Source organism: Streptomyces sp. MA5143a (assembly GCF_900290235.1).
GTDB lineage: Bacteria > Actinomycetota > Actinomycetes > Streptomycetales > Streptomycetaceae > Streptomyces.
Genome location: NZ_OLMK01000066.1, coordinates 1 through 17,886, shown reverse-complemented (window position 1 = coordinate 17,886; position 17,886 = coordinate 1). Strand labels below are relative to the sequence as shown.

At 72.6% G+C, this 17,886-nt stretch carries 15 protein-coding genes; 11 read left to right on the top strand and 4 right to left on the bottom strand.

Annotated elements, in window-relative coordinates:
* Window positions 1-155: 155 nt before the first annotated feature.
* Window positions 156-1,532, bottom strand: a complete 1,377-nt coding sequence (locus SMA5143A_RS26250; protein WP_107465316.1) for an alpha/beta hydrolase — start codon at window positions 1,530-1,532, stop codon at window positions 156-158.
* Between the two features lie 243 nt (window positions 1,533-1,775).
* Here SMA5143A_RS26250 and SMA5143A_RS26245 point away from each other — a divergent pair, with 243 nt between their 5' ends.
* A complete protein-coding gene (locus tag SMA5143A_RS26245) occupies window positions 1,776-3,473 on the top strand; it encodes a BACON domain-containing protein (protein ID WP_107465315.1) in 1,698 nt (565 codons plus the stop codon).
* Window positions 3,474-3,517: 44 nt separating this feature from the next.
* Here the strand turns inward: SMA5143A_RS26245 and SMA5143A_RS26240 are convergent, their stop codons facing one another.
* A complete protein-coding gene (locus SMA5143A_RS26240) occupies window positions 3,518-4,405 on the bottom strand; it encodes a hypothetical protein (RefSeq protein WP_107465314.1) in 888 nt (295 codons plus the stop codon).
* Window positions 4,406-4,476: 71 nt separating this feature from the next.
* Here SMA5143A_RS26240 and SMA5143A_RS26235 point away from each other — a divergent pair, with 71 nt between their 5' ends.
* The 4 genes from SMA5143A_RS26235 (at window position 4,477) to ilvD (ending at window position 9,023) form a co-directional block, all read left to right on the top strand.
* Window positions 4,477-5,409, top strand: a complete 933-nt coding sequence (locus SMA5143A_RS26235) for a Ppx/GppA phosphatase family protein (protein ID WP_107465313.1) — start codon at window positions 4,477-4,479, stop codon at window positions 5,407-5,409.
* Between the two features lie 209 nt (window positions 5,410-5,618).
* Window positions 5,619-6,440 carry a sugar phosphate isomerase/epimerase family protein gene (locus tag SMA5143A_RS26230; RefSeq protein WP_079049281.1) on the top strand — a complete coding sequence of 274 codons (822 nt, stop codon included), beginning with the start codon at window positions 5,619-5,621 and terminating at the stop codon, window positions 6,438-6,440.
* Window positions 6,437-7,054: a TetR/AcrR family transcriptional regulator gene (locus SMA5143A_RS26225; protein WP_107465312.1), complete on the top strand. Its 618-nt coding sequence runs from the start codon at window positions 6,437-6,439 to the stop codon at window positions 7,052-7,054. The genes SMA5143A_RS26230 and SMA5143A_RS26225 overlap by 4 nt, the downstream gene beginning before the upstream one ends.
* A 115-nt stretch (window positions 7,055-7,169) precedes the next feature.
* Window positions 7,170-9,023, top strand: coding sequence for a dihydroxy-acid dehydratase (gene ilvD, locus SMA5143A_RS26220; RefSeq protein ID WP_107465311.1), 1,854 nt, complete (start codon window positions 7,170-7,172; stop codon window positions 9,021-9,023).
* 190 nt (window positions 9,024-9,213) lie between these two features.
* On the opposite strand, the gene SMA5143A_RS26215 is transcribed toward ilvD, so the two are convergent.
* Window positions 9,214-11,427, bottom strand: coding sequence for a serine/threonine-protein kinase (locus SMA5143A_RS26215; protein ID WP_107465310.1), 2,214 nt, complete (start codon window positions 11,425-11,427; stop codon window positions 9,214-9,216).
* A 182-nt stretch (window positions 11,428-11,609) separates the two neighbouring features.
* Between SMA5143A_RS26215 and SMA5143A_RS26210 the strand changes: the two genes are divergently transcribed.
* The 6 genes from SMA5143A_RS26210 (at window position 11,610) to proC (ending at window position 16,390) form a co-directional block, all read left to right on the top strand.
* Window positions 11,610-11,942, top strand: coding sequence for an SH3 domain-containing protein (locus SMA5143A_RS26210; RefSeq protein WP_107465309.1), 333 nt, complete (start codon window positions 11,610-11,612; stop codon window positions 11,940-11,942).
* Between the two features lie 249 nt (window positions 11,943-12,191).
* Window positions 12,192-12,632 carry a hypothetical protein gene (locus SMA5143A_RS26205; protein ID WP_107465375.1) on the top strand — a complete coding sequence of 147 codons (441 nt, stop codon included), beginning with the start codon at window positions 12,192-12,194 and terminating at the stop codon, window positions 12,630-12,632.
* Between the two features lie 83 nt (window positions 12,633-12,715).
* Window positions 12,716-13,495: a class I SAM-dependent methyltransferase gene (locus tag SMA5143A_RS26200; RefSeq protein ID WP_107465308.1), complete on the top strand. Its 780-nt coding sequence runs from the start codon at window positions 12,716-12,718 to the stop codon at window positions 13,493-13,495.
* 303 nt (window positions 13,496-13,798) lie between these two features.
* Window positions 13,799-14,659 carry an ABC transporter ATP-binding protein gene (locus SMA5143A_RS26195; RefSeq protein WP_107465307.1) on the top strand — a complete coding sequence of 287 codons (861 nt, stop codon included), beginning with the start codon at window positions 13,799-13,801 and terminating at the stop codon, window positions 14,657-14,659.
* On the top strand, window positions 14,656-15,465 hold the full coding sequence (locus tag SMA5143A_RS26190; protein ID WP_107465306.1) for an ABC transporter permease: 810 nt from the start codon (window positions 14,656-14,658) through the stop codon (window positions 15,463-15,465). Before SMA5143A_RS26195 ends, SMA5143A_RS26190 begins: the two co-directional genes overlap by 4 nt.
* Window positions 15,466-15,577: 112 nt before the next feature.
* Window positions 15,578-16,390 (top strand): pyrroline-5-carboxylate reductase, encoded by an 813-nt coding sequence (gene proC, locus SMA5143A_RS26185; protein ID WP_107465374.1) that lies wholly within the window; start codon window positions 15,578-15,580, stop codon window positions 16,388-16,390.
* A gap of 66 nt (window positions 16,391-16,456) precedes the next feature.
* Here the strand turns inward: proC and trpS are convergent, their stop codons facing one another.
* Window positions 16,457-17,452, bottom strand: coding sequence for a tryptophan--tRNA ligase (gene trpS / locus SMA5143A_RS26180; RefSeq protein WP_107465305.1), 996 nt, complete (start codon window positions 17,450-17,452; stop codon window positions 16,457-16,459).
* Window positions 17,453-17,886 lie beyond the last annotated feature (434 nt).

Genomic DNA, 17,886 nt, shown 5'->3' with positions numbered 1-17,886 from the left:
TCGCTTGGTGCCCTACTGCTCGGGGGTTCGGGGGAGCTGTTGGCTGTGCTTCTCTACGCGACGGGCTTGACACACCGGCACGGCCCCTCCCGTCCGTGGGCGGCCCGCCCGCCGTGGGCCACCGGTCACAGACCGAGGTCCCGGGAGGGGTCGGTCTACAGGCGGCGGCCGATCGTCAGGGGGGCCGGGTGGTGTCGGACGTAGGCCGCGCCGTCCAGGTTGAGGGACTGGGCGGCTGTCTGGAGGGCGCCCGCTGTGGCTGTCGCGCCCCAGTGGCCCTTGTCCAGGCGGGACTCGACCGCGTGGAGGGCGGCCACCGTCTCCGCGGTGGTGAAGTTGCAGTGGCCCTGGCGTTCCACGTACGCCTGGCGGTGGAGCGCGGCGTCCCCGGAGGCGCGGACCCGTGCGGCGAAGCGGGACTGCTGCTCGGTGGGGACGAGGTCGTCGGCGGTGGTGTGGATGTTGAGGAGGGGCACCGCCAGGCCCTGGCCGGCGGAGGACGTGCGGCGGCCGGCGGCCACGGCGGCCGGGTCGGCGGCGATGTCGGCGTGGGCGGTCAGGTTCCGCAGGTCGGCGCGCAGATCGAGGCCGGCCTTCCGGTAGAGCGCCTTGACCAGGGGTGCGTGCTGGGAGGTCGCCAGCACGCGCGCGTAGTCGATGCCCTGGTTGCCGGAGTTGTTGCCGCCGAGGGCCTTCTCGACGTGGAAGCGGGCCGGCACGACCCGGTTGAGGACGCCCTGGAGCAGCCACGAGGCCTGCTGGGCCTGCTGTTCGTCATGGTCGCCGGCGGCGGGGCGGTTCTTGCCGTAGGCCCAGGTCGGCAGGTTCAGGTAGGCCGCGGCGAGGGCGACACGGGCACGGCCCTCAGGGGTCTTCTGCGCGGCGGCGACGGCGTCGGTCAGCAGACGGCCGCTGACGGCGCCCTCGGCCTCGGAGGCGAAGCCCACCAGCTTCACCGGGGTGCCGGGCAGCAGCAGGCGGGCGATCGTGTACTCGGCGTCCAGCTGGTAGGCGTGCAGGTCGTTCGCGCCGGCCACGAGCCCGCACAGCCCCAGGGCGCCGTCGATGCCGCCGGCGCCGGAACGGGCGAGGCGGGCGTTGACCAGGCCGCCCATCGACAGGCCGACGGAGAGGGTGCGGTCGGGTTCGCCGATCCTCTCGGTGACCGCCCTGATCGTCGCGACCTGGTCGCGCTCCGCGCTCTCCAGGGCCCAGAGGGTCTCGCTGGTGTCGAAGGAGGAGCCGGTGAGGGCGTAGCCCTCTTCGAGGAGGCGCAGGCGTACGGCCTCGCCGGGGGCGTTCTGGGGTGTCGTGACGCCGAAGCCGTGGCTGAAGACGATCAGCGTGCCGTTCCAGTCCTCCGGCACGTCGGCTATCCAGGCGGCGCCGTCGGGAAGGGTGCCGGAGAGGCGCTCGACGGGTCCCGCGGGCCGGGGAGCGGCGGTCGAGACGGAGGCGCTGGTCGCGGCGAGGGCGACGACCGCGGCCAGGGCGGTGAGGGTGCGGGTGGAGCGGCGACTGCGTACGGCCATGAGAGGTGGGGCTCCTGTCGACGCGAAGGGGGACGGGGGCTTTGCACGCTCTTACTCGGGGGTAGCTCGAACCCGAAGGGAATGTAGGGCTGTTTTCTTGTGACGGTCAACGAAGTACACAACAATCAGCCAGTGCGCCGAAGCCCGCGTTCCTGTCCCCTTATGAGGGATCGTTTCACCCGTACGGAGTAAAAGTGCTCAAGAGGCGAGAAGGTGCTGCTTCCGGGCGCCTACCGTCCACGAATGATGAGCATCAGTCCGGAGACCTCGACCCGCACCGCCGGCGCCCACCGGGCGCACAGCGAGGCGCGCGATCGGGCTGCGGCGCGCGCGGTGGCGCAGCGCCCGCCCGCGCGCTACGAGCCGTACCTGGACGGCCTGTTCACCTACTGCATGTCGGTGCTGTGCGACCAGGACGTGGCGATCGCCGCCCTGGGTGACGTCCTCGCCCTCGCCGAGCGCCGACGCGGACCGGACGCCGAGGAGAGACGCCGGTCCTGGCTGTACGCGCTGGCCCGCTGGTCCTGTCTGCGCAAGCTCGCAGAGACCCGGCAGACGCGCCCCGGCGCACACGCCCAGGGCCGCCGCGCCCCGCACGGCGCGGAGCCCCAGCACGGCGTACGAGCCGTCGCGCCGCACCTGTCCGAGGAGGAGGAGCGCCGACGGCGGCGTGAACTCGCCCGGCTCGCCTGGCCGGAGGCCGCCGGCACGACCCCCGAGCAGCGCGAGGCGCTCGAACTCGCGGTCCGCCACCAGCTCACCGCCCAGGAGGTCGCCGACGTCCTCGGTATGGACGCGGCCGCCGCCCGCGAACTGCTCTCCTCCGCCGCCTGCGAGGTGGAGCGCACCCGCGCCGCCCTCGCCGTCGTGGAGACCGGCGCCTGCCCCGGTGTCGCCCTCCTCACCGGCGACCAGCAGCTCGTCCTCAGCGCCACCCTGCGCCGCGAACTCGTCCGGCACGTCGACGACTGCCCCGTGTGCCGCCGCGCCGCCGAGCGCGCCGTCCCCGGCCGCTGGCCCGGCACCAGCGTCACCCCCGCCGCGCTGCCCGTCCTCGAAGCCCCGCGCGCGGCCCTGTACGGAGCGATGGGACACCTCACTCGCGCGCGTGCCCCGCGCTTCGACCGGCGCGGCTTCCCCATGGACCCCAGGGACCGGGCCGCCCGCCGCGACCGGCTCCGCGCGCGTGCCGTCACCACCACGGTCGTCGCCACCGTCGTCGCCGCCCCCGTCCTCGCCCTCTGGGCCGCCTACCGGGGCGCCCCCCTCATCGGCGAGGGCGTCGACGGCCGGTCGGTCGCCTCCGGCGCGGAACAGGGCGACGGCGACGGCACCGTCGGCGACGGCACCGGCGCGTACGAGAACGCCGGCAGCGCGCGGGCCGAACCCGGCGCCCGCCGGGGCGGGCACGACTCGGACGACGTCTCCGTGGAGGTCACCCGCGGCAAAGGCGCCGGCGCGCTCGCCGTGACCGCCCGCAACGACGGCGAGACCACCCTCATCACCCTGCGCGCCACCGGCGACTCCCCCGTCGTGTGGTCCGCCCGCACCGGCGCCGACTGGCTCTACCTCAGCCACTCCTCGGGAACCCTCAAACCCGGCGCCTCGCTGACGATCAAGGTGTACGTCAACCAGCTGAGCGAGCCCGCCGGGCACTGGACCGCGCAGGTCACGCTCGCCCCCGCGGGCGCCGTCGTCACCATCGAGGGCTACGGTCCCGTCCCCGCGCCGCCGGACGACCCCCGCCCGACCGCGCCCGTGCCGGACCCCGGCCCGCCGAGGCCCACCGCGCCGCCCCCGCAGCCCGACCCGGAGCCCACTCCCACCGGCCCCGCCCAGCCGGACCCGACCCCGACCCCCACCGACCAGGCCCCCACGGGGCCCGCCGACCCGCCGCCCCCACCGGGCGACAGCGGCGGCGATCCCCCGCCCGCACCCTGAGCGCCGAGGGGGACCGCCGCCGAGAGAGGCCGGTGCCGGTCGGCCTACGGTTCCACCGGATGCGGCGCCACCGGGTCCGCCGGATGCGGCGCCACCAGTGGCAGCCCGGACGCCAGCCGCTCCTCGCACAGCTCCACCAGCCGGTCGTACGCGGCCTTGCCCATCAGCTCGATCAGCTCCGGCCGGTACGACACGTACACCGGCTCACCGGCGCCGTGCGCGGACGTCGCCGACGTGCACCACCAGTGCAGGTCATGGCCGCCGGGGCCCCAGCCGCGGCGGTCGTACTCACCGATCGACACCTGAAGCACCCGGGTGTCGTCGGGCCGGTCGATCCAGTCGTAGGTGCGCCGGATCGGCAGCTGCCAGCAGACGTCCGGCTTCGTCTCCAACGGCTCGCGCCCCTCGCGCAGCGCCAGGATGTGCAGCGAGCAGCCCGCCCCGCCGGCGAAACCCGGACGGTTCTGGAAGATGCACGAGCCCTTGTACGGCCGGGTCTGGCGCTCGCCGTCCTCGTCCTGGGAGACCCACCCGGCCCGGGTGCCCACATCGTGGAACTGCCAGATCTCCGGCGTGAGCCTCGCCACATGTTCGGCGACCCGCTTCTCGTCGTCCTCGTCCGAGAAATGGGCGCCCAGCGTGCAGCAGCCGTCGTCCGCGCGCCCCGCCTGGATGCCCTGGCAGCCGCTGCCGAAGACGCAGTTCCAGCGGGAGGTCAGCCACGTAAGATCGCAGCGGAAGACCTGTTCCTCGTCCGCCGGATCAGGGAACTCCACCCACGCGCGCGCGAAATCGAGCCCCTTCTCGTCGGGCTCCGAAGCGCCCTTGCGCGGTTTCGGGGGTGTGGTCGCCACCTTCGCCCGCGAGGACCCGGCGTCCGCCGCGGCCGCCACTGCCGACTTGTCGGCCTTTGCCTTTTTCGTCTTTGGCACCCGTCCAGGGTACGGCGCCGAAGCCCGCGCGGAGGACGGCGCACGGCCTGTCTGGCAGTAGCGTTCCGCCCATGAGACTCGGTGTCCTCGACGTGGGATCGAACACGGTGCATCTGCTGGTGGTGGACGCACACCCGGGCGCGCGCCCCCTGCCCGCGCACTCGCACAAGGTGGAGCTGCGCCTCGCCCAGCTCCTCGACGAGGACGGCGCCATAGGCCACGACGGGGTCGACAAACTCATAGCCGTCGTCCACGAGGCCCGCCAGGCCGCCGAGGACAAGGGCGTCGAGGAGATGCTCCCCTTCGCGACCTCCGCCGTGCGCGAGGCCAGCAACGCCGACGACGTCCTCGCCCGCGTCAAGGACGAGACCGGGGTGGAACTCCAGGTCCTCACCGGCGCGGAGGAGGCCCGGCTGACCTTCCTCGCCGTCCGCCGCTGGTTCGGCTGGTCCGCGGGCAAGCTCCTCGTCCTCGACATCGGCGGCGGCTCCCTGGAGATCGCCTACGGCATCGACGAGGAGCCCGACGCGGCCGTCTCCCTCCCGCTCGGTGCCGGCCGCCTCACCGCCGGCTGGCTCCCCGACGACCCGCCCGCCCCGGACGACGTCCGCGCGCTGCGCCGCCACGTCCGCGCCCAGATCGCCCGCACGGTGGGTGAGTTCAGCCGCTTCGGCGCCCCCGACCACGTCGTCGCCACCTCCAAGACCTTCAAGCAGCTCGCCCGTATCGGCGGCGCCGCCCGCTCCACCGAGGGCCTCTACGTCCAGCGCGACCTCAAGCGCCAGGCCCTGGAGTCCTGGGTCCCCAAGCTGGCCGAGATGACCACCGCCCAGCGGGCCGCCCTCCCCGGTGTCTCCGAGGGCCGCGCGAACCAGCTCCTCGCCGGGGCGCTGGTGGCCGAGGGCGCCATGGACCTCTTCGAGGTGGAGACCCTGGAGGTGTGCCCCTGGGCCCTGCGCGAGGGCGTCATCCTGCGCCGCCTGGACCACATGGGCACCACGTAGGAGCACACCTCGCACACCGGGGACGGCGGGGGCCGGAGGACGCGGGGAGCATCGCGGGCGACCGTGAGGGACCCGCGCCCGCCCGCCCCGACCGCGTCCCGCGGCGATGTGGTGAGCGCCTCCCCCGGCATGTGGTGAGCGCCACCCGCACCCGGCCAACCGCCCGCCCCTGACCCACACGGCGAACCCCACCCTTTAGGCTGTGCTGCGTGGCAGAAGTGGTGCGGATCCCGGACGCGAAGGTCGCCCTGTCCACGGCCTCCGTGTATCCGGAGTCCACGGCGACGGCCTTCGAGATCGCCGCGCGCCTCGGCTACGACGGCGTCGAGGTCATGGTGTGGACCGACCCGGTCAGCCAGGACATGGAGGCCCTGCGCCGCCTCTCCGACTACCACCAGATCCCCATCCTCGCCGTTCACGCCCCCTGTCTGCTGATCACCCAGCGGGTGTGGTCCACCGATCCGTGGGTCAAGCTCCAGCGCGCCCGGGCGGCCGCCGAGAAGCTCGGCGCGAGCACCGTCGTCGTCCACCCCCCGTTCCGCTGGCAGCGCCAGTACGCGCGCGACTTCGTCACCGGGATCTGGCGCATGGCGGGCGAGACGGACGTACGGTTCGCCGTCGAGAACATGTACCCCTGGCGCTACCGCGACCGCGAGATGCTCGCCTACGCCCCCGACTGGGACGTGACCAAGGACGACTACCGCCACTTCACGATCGACCTCAGCCACGCGGCGACCTCCCGTGTCGACGCGCTGGAGATGGTCGACCGCATGGGCGACCGCCTCGGCCATGTCCACATGGCCGACGGGCGGGGATCGGCCAAGGACGAGCACCTCGTGCCGGGTCGCGGCACCCAGCCCTGCGCCGAGCTGCTGGAGGGCCTCGCCCGCTCCGGATTCGACGGCCACGTCGTGATCGAGGTCAACACCCGCCGGGCCATGTCCAGCGCCGAACGCGAGGCCGACCTCGCCGAGGCCCTCGCCTTCACCCGGCTGCACCTCGCCTCCTCCGCGAAGGTCCCGCGGCCGTGACGTCGGCCACCCCCCGCCGCCGGGGACGGCCTCCTCGTACGGAAGCGGCCGACGCCCCCGCCGCCCGTGACCGCATCCTCGCCGCGGCCCGCGAGGAGTTCTCCGAGCTCGGCTACGACAAGACGTCGGTCCGGGGGATCGCGAAGGCCGCCGGGGTGGACTCGGCGCTGGTGCACCACTACTTCGGGACGAAGGAGCAGGTGTTCGAGGCCGCCATCACGTTCTCGTTCGCCCCGGCGGTGGAGGCGCCCAGAGCCGTCGAGGACGGCCCCCTCGACGCCGTCGGCGAGCGGCTCACCCGCTTCTTCTTCGGGGTCTGGGAGAACCCCGCGACCCGTACGCCCCTGCTCGCGATCGTGCGGTCGGCCGTGAACAACGACACCGCCGCCGCCGTGTTCCGGCGGATCGTCGCCACCCAGGTGCTCCGCCGTATCGCCGGCCGGCTGGACGTCGCGGACGCGGAACTGCGGGCCGAGCTGGCGGCCGCGCAGCTCGTGGGGATCGCGATGATCCGGTACGTCATCAAGGTCGAGCCCCTGGCGTCGGCGGATCCCGAGCAGATCATCAGACGAGTGGCCCCCGTGGTGCAGGCCCATCTGACATCGCCCCACTGAGGACGCCGAAAACCGAGACGCTCGTCCCGTCATCCGGACGATGTGTCCGCCCACTGGATAACCGGCGTACGCTCGACTTCAGTCATAACTCTCCGAAGGAGCGAGGCGAGCGACGATGCCCGAGCTGAGGTCCCGCACAGTCACCCACGGCCGCAATATGGCGGGCGCCCGCGCCCTTATGCGCGCCTCCGGTGTACCGGGCGCGGACATCGGCCGCAAGCCGATCATCGCGGTCGCCAACTCCTTCACCGAGTTCGTGCCCGGCCACACCCACCTCCAGCCGGTGGGCCGGATCGTCAGCGAGGCGATCCGCGAGGCCGGCGGCATCGCCCGCGAGTTCAACACGATCGCCGTCGACGACGGCATCGCCATGGGCCACGGCGGCATGCTGTACTCCCTGCCCTCCCGCGACCTGATCGCGGACAGCGTGGAGTACATGGTGGAGGCCCACTGCGCCGACGCCCTGATCTGCATCTCCAACTGCGACAAGATCACCCCGGGCATGCTGAACGCCGCCCTGCGGCTCAACATCCCGACGGTCTTCGTCTCCGGCGGCCCCATGGAGTCAGGCCGGGCCACCCTCGTCGACGGCACGGTCCGCACGCTCGACCTGGTCGACGCGATCTCCGACGCCGTGAACGACAAGATCTCGGACGAGGACATCCTCCGTATCGAGGAGAACGCCTGTCCGACCTGTGGCTCCTGTTCCGGCATGTTCACCGCCAACTCGATGAACTGCCTGACCGAGGCCATCGGCCTGTCCCTCCCGGGCAACGGCTCGGTCCTGGCCACCCACACGGCCCGCAAGCAGCTCTACGTCGACGCCGCCAACACGGTCATGGACATCACCCGCCGCTACTACGAGCAGGACGACGAGACGGTCCTGCCGCGCTCCATCGCCTCGTTCGCGGCCTTCGAGAACGCCATGGCCCTCGACATCGCCATGGGCGGCTCCACCAACACGATCCTGCACCTGCTGGCCGCCGCGCAGGAGGCGGGCGTCCCCTTCGGCCTGAACGAGATCGACGCCGTCTCGCGCCGTGTGCCCTGCCTGGCGAAGGTCGCGCCCAACGTGGCGAAGAACCGCACGTACTACATGGAGGACGTGCACCGCGCCGGCGGCATCCCCGCCCTGCTGGGCGAGCTGCACCGCGCGGGCCTGCTCAACGAGGACGTGAACTCCGTCCACAGCGCCTCCCTCGCCGACTGGCTGAAGACCTGGGACGTGCGCGGCGGCTCCCCGTCGCCCGAGGCGGTCGAGCTGTGGCACGCGGCCCCCGGCTGTGTCCGCTCCGCCGAGGCGTTCTCCCAGTCGGAGCGCTGGGACTCCCTGGACCAGGACGCCGAGGGCGGCTGCATCCGCTCCGCCGAGCACGCCTACTCCAAGGACGGCGGCCTCGCCGTGCTGAAGGGCAACCTCGCGGTCGACGGCTGCGTGGTGAAGACGGCCGGCGTCGACGAGTCGATCTGGACGTTCGAGGGCCCTGCGGTCGTCTGCGAGTCGCAGGAGGAGGCCGTCCAGAAGATCCTGCTGAAGGAGATCAAGGAGGGCGACGTCGTCGTCATCCGCTACGAGGGCCCCAAGGGCGGCCCCGGCATGCAGGAGATGCTCTACCCGACCTCGTACCTGAAGGGCCGCGGTCTCGGGAAGTCCTGCGCGCTGATCACCGACGGCCGCTTCTCCGGCGGTACGTCGGGTCTGTCGATCGGCCACGCCTCGCCCGAGGCGGCCGGCGGCGGCACGATCGCCCTCGTCGAGGACGGCGACCGCATCCGCATCGACATCCCGAACCGCACGATCGAGCTCCTCGTCGACGACGCCGAACTGACCCGCCGCGAGCAGGCCCTGAACGGCGTCTACGCGCCCAAGAACCGCGAGCGGAAGGTCTCCGCAGCGCTGAAGGCGTACGCCGCGATGGCCACCAGCGCCGACAAGGGCGCCGTGCGCGACGTCTCCAAGCTGGGCTGACCCGACGTACGGACCTGACGTCGGAGGGCCGCCGCCGGGAGGAGATCCCGGCGGCGGCCCTCCGCGCGTCCAGCGCCAGGTCCAGCCGCAGGCGCCCTGCGGCTCGCCGATCCCGTCCGGGACATGACGGCGGGAGGGCGCCGGTGACCACGGCACGCGCCCGGCCCCGCCGACCGCGTCCGCCCGGCGGTCACCAGCCCGCCGGAGCCCCCGCGTCCACCCCGAACACCGTGCCGTCGGGGGCGCCCGCGAAGACGCGTCCCCCGACGACGACCGGCGTGGTCAGCGCGGCCACGACCCGGTCGGTGGCGCCGAGCCGTGGGGGAGTCTGCCCGGTGAGCCGGCCCTTGCGGGCGTCCAGCGCGAGCAGCCGCCCGTCGGCGGTGGTGAAGTACACGTACCGGTCGTCGGCCACGGGCGCCGAGCCCTGCGCCACCCCCGTCTCGGCCCGCCACAGCTGCCTGCCCGCCTTCATGTCGACGGCCACGAGCGCACCGCCGATGCCCAGCAGATACACGCGGTCACCGCGGACGACGGCGAGCGCCTGCTCCAGCCGTACGGGCAACGTGAACCGGTCCGCCGTCCGGGACTCGGCGTCGTAGCGGACGACACCCACCGTGTCGCCGTACACCCCGCCGCTGGCCACCAGGAAGAGGGCGTCACCACTGGCACCCACCGGCTTCAGAGCACCGTCCAGCCGCGCGTCCCACTCGACGTCCCCGGTCTCCGGATCCACCGCGGTGACCCGCGTCCGCGCCCCCGCCCCCTCGCCGGTGACGCTCGCCACATAGGCCGGCCCGTCCCCGCCGAACGAGGTGAAGTACGCCTCCCGCTGCCCGGGGACGGCACGGCTCCACAGCGTGTCGCCGGTCGCGCCGTCCAGGCCGGTGACGGTGCCGTCGGCCGAGGTCAGCAGGAGCACACCGCCCACGAACCGCCGGCTTCCGTACGCGGTGAGGTCCCGTTCCCAGCGGACCTCGCCGGTCGCCGGGTCGAGGGCCTGCGACCGGCCGCCGGAGTCCGTCGAGACGTGCACCAGACCGCCCGACACGACGGGCGGCTCACTGGTGTCCCCACTGACGGGGTGCCGCCACAGCACCCGGCCGTCGGCCGGATCCAACGCCGACACCAGCCCCGGCTGCGCGCACACCAGCTTCCCCGCCCCGTACGCGCACTGCGGCGCCCCGGCCTTCCTCGGCGCCGGTCTCGTCGCCCAGGGTTCGAGCGCGGGGGCGGCGGCCACGGTCGCGCGAGGTGTGGCCGCACGGCCGCCAGTCGCGCCCCCGCCGTCGCCGTCGCCGTCGCCGAGCAGCCGTATCGAGCCGAGGACGCCGCCCACGACCAGCACCAGCGCGGTGGCGACGACGAGGACCCGCCGACGCGGCCGGCCCCGCTCGGCCCGCCCTTCGGTGGCGTCCGCCGGACCCCCGTCGGCCTGCCCGTCGTCCCCCTCGCCCACGGCCGTACCGTCCGGGCCCGCAGCCCCCTTTTCGGCCAGGGAGTCCCGCGCCCGCTCCCCGCCCGCCCCCGCCCCCTGCTCACGCTGGGCCGGTATGAACGCCTGGGTGTCGTACGAGGCCGCCACGGACCGCAGCCGGTGCATCAGCTCGTCCGCCGTGGGCCGGTCCTCGGGCTCCTTGGCGAGGCAGTCCCGCACGAGCGGGGCGAGGTTCTCCGGTACGCCGGCGAGGTCCGGCTCGTCATGGACCACCTGGTAGGCGACGACGTACGGGCTGTCGGAGTCGAAGGGCCCGCGCCCGGTCGCCGCGTGGACGGTCACCGAGCCGAGGGCGAAGATGTCGGCGGCGGGCCCGACCTCTCTCGGCCGCCGGAACTGCTCCGGGGCCATGAAGGGCGGCGTACCAATCAACTTGCCGGTCTCGGTGCGCAGTTCGCTGTCCTTGGGCCGGGAGATCCCGAAGTCGATGACTTTGGGCCCGTCCTCGGCGAGGAGCACATTGCTGGGCTTGAGGTCCCGGTGCACCACGCCCGCCCGGTGGATGTCCCGCAGCGCCTCGGCGAGCCCCGCCATCAGACGCCGCAACTGCCCCGGCGGCATGGGCCCGTTCCGCTTGACGTGCTCGGCGAGGGTCGGGCCGGGAATGAAGAGGGTGGCCATCCAGGGCCGGGCGCTGTCGGTGTCGGCATCGACGACCGGCGCCGTGAACGCGCCGCTCACCTGGCGCGCGGCGGCGACCTCCTGCCGGAACCGCCCCCTGAACTCGGGGTCCTTGGCGAACTCGGCGTGCACCACCTTCACCGCGAGCCGCAGCCCGGACGTCGAGGTGGCCAGATGCACGACCCCCATGCCACCGGAGCCGAGACATGACTCCAGGCGGTACTGACCGGCGTACTCGGGAAGTTCCGCTTCCGCTCCCGAACCGGTGTCCCGCTGTGGCGCCATGGGCACACCCCCGTGCTGTTCGGCCGCTCGCGCGACGCACGGAGCCTAGTCGATGACACGTACGGGACAGAGGCGGCTTGCTAGCCTCCGCGTGCGAAGAATGCACATGTGTGCGTGTCTTGATTCAGGGGTATCAAAGGGTCCCCATGGCTGTCATGGGGTGAAACGGGGGGAGATTTCGCATGTCCATCGACCGCGTCGAAGAGATCACGGACGACAGCGAGGGGGAGCCGACGGCCGCGACCGCCGCGTCGGTGACGGCAGCCGTCCGCTACTACTCGGTCGCCCCCGGCGTCCGCCTCAACGTCCGCAGCGGCCCGAGCACCAGCTACGGCATCGTCCGCGTCCTCTCCGAGGGCGCCAAGGTCCCGATCTTCTGCCAGACCCCGGGCCAGACCATCTCCGGCCCCTACGGCACCACCAACATCTGGGACAACATCGGCGACGGCGACTACATCTCCGACGCCTACGTCTACACCGGCGCCGACGGCTACGTGGCCGGCCGCTGCGGCTGACCCACCAGGGCAACCGGTACGAGCCGAGAGGGACGCCCTCGCCCGCAGGCCGGGCGGGGGCGCCCGCGCCCGCCCGGCCCGGCCCGTCGCCCCGGTCCGCACCGGAGCGATAATCGACCCGTGAGCGACAAGCAGACCGGAACCGGGGCGAAGCCGCAGCCCGCCAAGGCACCCACGGCCTCCGGGGCCTCCACGACCCCGTCGGCCACCAAGGCCCCCACGACGCCCAAGGGTCCCCTCCCCGAACCCATCCGCTTCTTCGGGACGACCTGGCTGAACCACGACGGCGACTACACCGTCCGCCGCGTGACCGTCTCCCTCGGCTCCCTCGCCGCCGTGGCGGCCTCCTGCCTCGTGCTGCGCCTCGCCTACGAGGGGCTGCAACTGGCGGCGGTGGGCGGCTTCGTCTCCATCACGGTCGTCGTCATGTTCGCCGTGTGCAGCGCCCTGGCCTTCGGCCACACCTGGGGCTCGTTCTCCCGGCGCCCGGACCCGGACCGCCAGTCCACCCTGCGCGGCCTCCTCACCATCGGCTTCATAGGCTCCCTCGTCGCCTACTTCCTCCGCTCCCTCAAGGAAGCCCCCGGCGAGTCCCTCCACCGCCGGACCTACGAAGCCGACCTGGCCCAGTACACCCGCCGCACCACCAAGCGAACCGGCAACCCGGCCAAGCGCCGCCCCCGAGGCTGAGCCAGGACAAGCCCCGGTGGCGGGGCCAGGGGGACGGGAACACCCCTCTCCTCGAACAGCCCCCGAACGACAACCATGTCCCCATGGACATCCCTCAACGCGCGTCCCGAGCCCACTCGTTCAACAGGGCCGCGGCCCAGTACGCGGCGAGCCGCCCCTCCTATCCGCCCACGCTCCTCCCCGCCATCGAGGACCTGGCCGCCCGCCCGTTCGCCCGCTCCACCACCGTCGACGTAGGCGCCGGCACCGGCATCTCCACCGCGCTGCTGCACGCCCACGGGGCCCATGTCCTCGCGGTCGAGCCCGGCCCCGGCATGGCCGCGGAGTTCCGCCGAGCCCACCCCCACATCCCGCTCGTCCGGGCCGACGGCAACGCCCTCCCCCTGGCCACCGCCTCCGTCGACTTCCTCACCTACGCCCAGTCCTGGCACTGGACCGACCCCACCCGCTCGGTCCCGGAAGCCCTCCGCGTGCTGCGGCCCGGCGGCGCCCTCGCCCTGTGGTGGAACACCGACGCCCTCGACATCCCCTGGATCCTCGACGCCGCCACCCGCATCCGCCGCTTCCTCGGCCTGGACGCCGACGCCCCCATGGAGCAGACCGGCACCACCGGCGCCCCCGCCGCCCTGGAGGCCACGGCCGGCCGGCTGGACTGCGCCCGCCGCCGCATCCGCTGGAGCCGCCGGGTCTCCCTGGACACCCACCTCGCCAACATCGCGAGCCACTCGGGCTTCCTGGTCCTCGACGAGGCCACCCGAAACACCTTCCTCACCGAGGAACGAGCCCACCTCCGAGCCCTCTTCCCCGATGAACAGATCGAGGAGACCTACGACGTGGACCTCCTGGTGGCCACCCGTCCCTGACCTACGGCCACCCGCAAACGGCCCGCCCCCCACCGTGACCTTCTCAGCCGGGACTCTTCGCAACGCGGCGTTCTGCGCCGGGGCCGCCGGCCTGCCGCCCTTCCGCGGCGACCCCGGCGCGCATCACCCTCACCCGGGCCCCGCACCACCCCTCTCTCCGCAACCACGCCGCCTCGCGCCGCCCTTGCCCCCGCCGTCCAGTCCATCCCCGGGGCCTCCGCCCTCCGCCGTTCACGCCCTGCGCGCCCTCCCCACCCTCCGTGCGCCTTGACGACCGAACCCACCCGGAGCATTATTCATCGCATGATGAATTATTCGCCCGGGAAGTCGGCGCCCCCGCCCCCCGACCCCGCGACAACCACCGCGAGCACCACGGCCCCGGCCCCGGCCACGCCGTCCGCTCCCGCCATCCACGCCGAGAACCTCACCGTCACCCGAGGCCCCCGCACCGTGCTGCGCGGCCTCGACTTCGAGGTCCCGCCCGGTCAGATCACCGGCCTCCTCGGCCCCTCCGGCTGCGGCAAGTCGACGCTGATGCGCTCGATCGTCGGCACCCAGGACAAGGTCACCGGCACCCTCCAGGTCCTGGGCCACCCGGCGGGCGCCCCCACCCTCCGCTCCCGCATCGGCTACGTCACCCAGGCCCCCTCCGTCTACGACGACCTGAGCGTCCGCCAGAACCTCGACTACTTCGCCGCGATCCTCGACCCGGGCCGAGCCGCCGCCGACCGCCGCCACGAGAACGTCGCCCGGGCCATCGCCGACGTGGACCTCACCAGCCACGCCGACGCCCTCGCCGGCAACCTCTCCGGCGGCCAGCGCAACCGTGTCTCCCTGGCCGTCGCCCTCCTCGGCACCCCCGAACTCCTGGTCCTCGACGAACCCACGGTCGGCCTGGACCCCGTACTCCGCCGCGACCTCTGGGACCTCTTCCACTCACTCGCCACCGAGCGCCGGGCCACCCTCCTGATCTCGTCGCACGTCATGGACGAGGCCGAGCGCTGCCACCGCCTCCTCCTGATGCGCGAGGGCGAGATCCTCGCCGACGACACCCCCGAGGCCCTCCGCACCCGCACCCACGCCGACACCGTCGAAGCGGCCTTCCTGCACCTGGTCGACGAGGCCGCCGCGACAGCCTCACCCCAGAAGAAGAGGACCCGATGACCACCACGGCCCCCACCCCGAAGGCACACCGCCCCACCGCGGCCACACCCGCACCCCGGCCGAGGGCACTCAACTACTCCCGTACGACGGCCACGGCCGCCCGCGTCCTCCGCCAGCTCGGCCACGACCCCCGCACGATCGCCCTGCTGCTGCTCATCCCGTGCGTGATGCTGTTCCTGCTGCGCTATGTCTTCGACGGCAGCCCACGCGTCTTCGACTCCATCGGCGCCTCACTCCTCGGCGTCTTCCCGCTGATCACCATGTTCCTGGTGACCTCCATCGCCACCCTCCGCGAGCGCACCTCCGGCACCCTCGAACGCCTCCTCGCCATGCCCCTCGGCAAGGGCGACCTCATCGCCGGCTACGCCCTCGCCTTCGGCACCCTGGCGATCATCCAGTCCGCCCTCGCCACCGGCCTGGCCGTCTGGTTCCTCGACCTGGACGTCACCGGCTCGCCCTGGCTGCTGCTTCTCGTCGCCCTCCTCGACGCACTCCTCGGCACCGCCCTCGGCCTCTTCGTCTCGGCCTTCGCCTCCTCCGAGTTCCAGGCCGTCCAGTTCATGCCGGCCGTGATCTTCCCCCAGCTCCTTCTCTGCGGCCTGTTCACCGCCCGCGCCGACATGCACCCCGCCCTCGAAGCGATCTCCGACGTCCTCCCCATGTCCTATGCCGTCGACGGCATGAACGAAGTCCTCCTCCACACCGACATGACAGCCACCTTCATCCGGGACGTCGCGATCGTCGCCGGCTGCGCCCTTCTGGTCCTGACCCTGGGAGCGGCCACCCTGAGGCGCCGGACGAGGTGACCCCTCCGTGCCCCCGCGCGCCGCGTCCCGCCCACCGGACACGTCGTCCGAACCCGCACCCTCGATGGGAGGATGGCCCCAGGACGACGCACCCCCGGAGGGCACCCGCACCATGACCCAGAAAGTCGCAGTCCTCGGCACCGGAAAGATCGGCGAGGCCCTGCTCAGCGGCATGATCCGAGCCGGCTGGGCCCCCGCCGACCTCCTGGTCACCGCCCGCCGCGCCGAGCGCGCCGAGGAACTCCGTACCCGCTACGGCGTCACCCCGGTCACCAACGCGGAGGCCGCGAAGACGGCCGACACCCTGATCCTGACGGTCAAGCCCCAGGACATGGCCGCCCTCCTTGACGAACTCGCCCCGCACACCCCCGCCGACCGCCTGGTCATCAGCGGCGCGGCAGGCATCCCCACCTCCTTCTTCGAGGAGCGCCTGGCAGCGGGCACCCCCGTCGTCCGTGTCATGACGAACACGCCCGCCCTCGTCGACGAGGCGATGTCCGTCATCTCCGCCGGCAGCCACGCGAGCGAGGCCGATCTCGCGCACGCCGACGAGATCTTCGGTGCCGTCGGCAAGACCCTCCGCGTCCCCGAGTCCCAGCAGGACGCCTGCACCGCCCTCTCCGGCTCGGGCCCGGCGTACTTCTTCTACTTGGTCGAGGCCATGACCGACGCGGGCATCCTGCTCGGCCTGCCCCGCGACAAGGCGCACGACCTCATCGTCCAGTCCGCCATCGGCGCGGCCACGATGCTCCGCGACAGCGGCGAACACCCCGTCAAACTCCGCGAGAACGTCACCTCCCCGGCAGGCACCACGATCAGCGCCATCCGTGAACTCGAGAACCACGGCGTACGAGCCGCGTTGATCGCCGCGCTGGAAGCCGCCCGCGACCGCAGCCGCGAACTGGCCTCCGGCAACAACAACTGACCGCGTCGGCCGCCCGAGCCGCAGCGCCGGGGGCGGGACCCCGCCGTCACACCCCCGGCACAGCGGTCAACCGGCCAGCAACCCGATCGCCCGGTACGCCGAGTCCACCCTCGGCCGCGCCATCCCTCTGGCCTTCTCCGCACCCAACCGCAACACCTCTTCCACGTACGCAGGATCGGCGCACAACTCCTTGTGCCTCTGCTGTACGGGCCTGAGGAGCTCGACCACGGCCTCTGCGGTGTCCTTCTTCAAAGCTCCGTACGACTCATATACACCGCTCAGTTCCTCGGGGTTCCCACCTTCACAGGCGGCGAGGATCTCCAGCAGATTGGCGAGCCCCGGCCGAGCCGGCCGGTCGTAGACGACCTCGCGCCCGCTGTCCGTCACCGCCCGCATGATCTTCTTGCGCACCACATCCGGTTCGTCCAGCAGATAGACGATGCCTGGCCCCACGTCGTCCGTCTTCCCCATCTTCGACGTCGGCTCCTGCAGATTCATGACCCTGGCCCCGACCTTGGGATGCGTCGCCCGAGGAACCACGAACGCCTGCCCGTACCGCTGGTTGAACCGCACCGCCAGATCCCGCGCCAGCTCCACGTGCTGCGTCTGGTCGTCGCCGACAGGCACCTCGTCCGTCCCGTACGCCAGGATGTCCGCGGCCATCAGCACCGGATACGTCAGCAGCGACAGCCGGACGCTCCCACCCCGGTCCCGCTCCCGCGCGGCTTTCTCCTTGTACTGGATCATCCGCCGCATCTCACCGTCGGTGGCCACACACTCCAGTACGTACGACAGCCGCGCGTGCTCGTCGACCTGACTCTGTACGAATACGGTGCACAGCTCCGGATCCAGCCCGGACGCCAGCAGCAGGGTCGCCGCCTGTCGACTGAGTCTGCGTACCCGTGCCGGATCGTGCTCCACGGTCAGCGCGTGCATGTCGACCACACAGAACAAGGCGTCCGTCCGACGCTGATCGACCTCGGCCCACTGCCGAACGGCCCCCAGGTAGTTCCCGAGCGTCAGATGTCCGGTCGGCTTGATCCCGCTGAAGACCCGCGTCATCTCTCATCCTCCTGGTCAGGACCGCCGCCGCCGGCCGGCCGCCCCTGGAGGGAGATACGAGAACGGCCGCCGGGGGCGGCGGCCGTCGAGTGCGTACGTGAGCGCGGCCGCCGTCAGGCGGCCCACCACTGCTGGTGACACGTACGCGTGGTCATGGGGTCAGGCTACGCGGCGGGGCCCGGTCCCGCAGCGAGTTGACACACCCTGGGCCCGTCCGTAGTGTTCTCCGGGTTGTCCGACGTGAGCGCCGACTCCGGTCGGTCCCCGGACAGCCATTCCGCAGGTAAACACCGACAATCGACGATCCGTCGTCGTGCCATTGGCGTGCGTATTTGCAGAATGAGGAATCCGCGTTCGAATGGGCGCAGCCCCCGATTAGCTCGGGAGCCAGGAATCCGCTAAAGTCTCACTCGCCGGAACGGCCCAACAGCCGC

What these genes read in the sequence shown, in the direction of transcription:
- SMA5143A_RS26250 (WP_107465316.1), bottom strand. Translation starts at nt 1,532, where the DNA reads ATGGCCGTACGCAGTCGCCGCTCCACCCGCACCCTCACCGCCCTGGCC.
- SMA5143A_RS26245 (WP_107465315.1), top strand. Translation starts at nt 1,776, where the DNA reads ATGATGAGCATCAGTCCGGAGACCTCGACCCGCACCGCCGGCGCCCAC.
- SMA5143A_RS26235 (WP_107465313.1), top strand. Translation starts at nt 4,477, where the DNA reads ATGAGACTCGGTGTCCTCGACGTGGGATCGAACACGGTGCATCTGCTG.
- ilvD (WP_107465311.1), top strand. Translation starts at nt 7,170, where the DNA reads ATGCCCGAGCTGAGGTCCCGCACAGTCACCCACGGCCGCAATATGGCG.
- SMA5143A_RS26215 (WP_107465310.1), bottom strand. Translation starts at nt 11,427, where the DNA reads ATGGCGCCACAGCGGGACACCGGTTCGGGAGCGGAAGCGGAACTTCCC.
- SMA5143A_RS26210 (WP_107465309.1), top strand. Translation starts at nt 11,610, where the DNA reads ATGTCCATCGACCGCGTCGAAGAGATCACGGACGACAGCGAGGGGGAG.
- SMA5143A_RS26200 (WP_107465308.1), top strand. Translation starts at nt 12,716, where the DNA reads ATGGACATCCCTCAACGCGCGTCCCGAGCCCACTCGTTCAACAGGGCC.
- SMA5143A_RS26195 (WP_107465307.1), top strand. Translation starts at nt 13,799, where the DNA reads ATGATGAATTATTCGCCCGGGAAGTCGGCGCCCCCGCCCCCCGACCCC.
- SMA5143A_RS26190 (WP_107465306.1), top strand. Translation starts at nt 14,656, where the DNA reads ATGACCACCACGGCCCCCACCCCGAAGGCACACCGCCCCACCGCGGCC.
- proC (WP_107465374.1), top strand. Translation starts at nt 15,578, where the DNA reads ATGACCCAGAAAGTCGCAGTCCTCGGCACCGGAAAGATCGGCGAGGCC.
- trpS (WP_107465305.1), bottom strand. Translation starts at nt 17,452, where the DNA reads ATGACGCGGGTCTTCAGCGGGATCAAGCCGACCGGACATCTGACGCTC.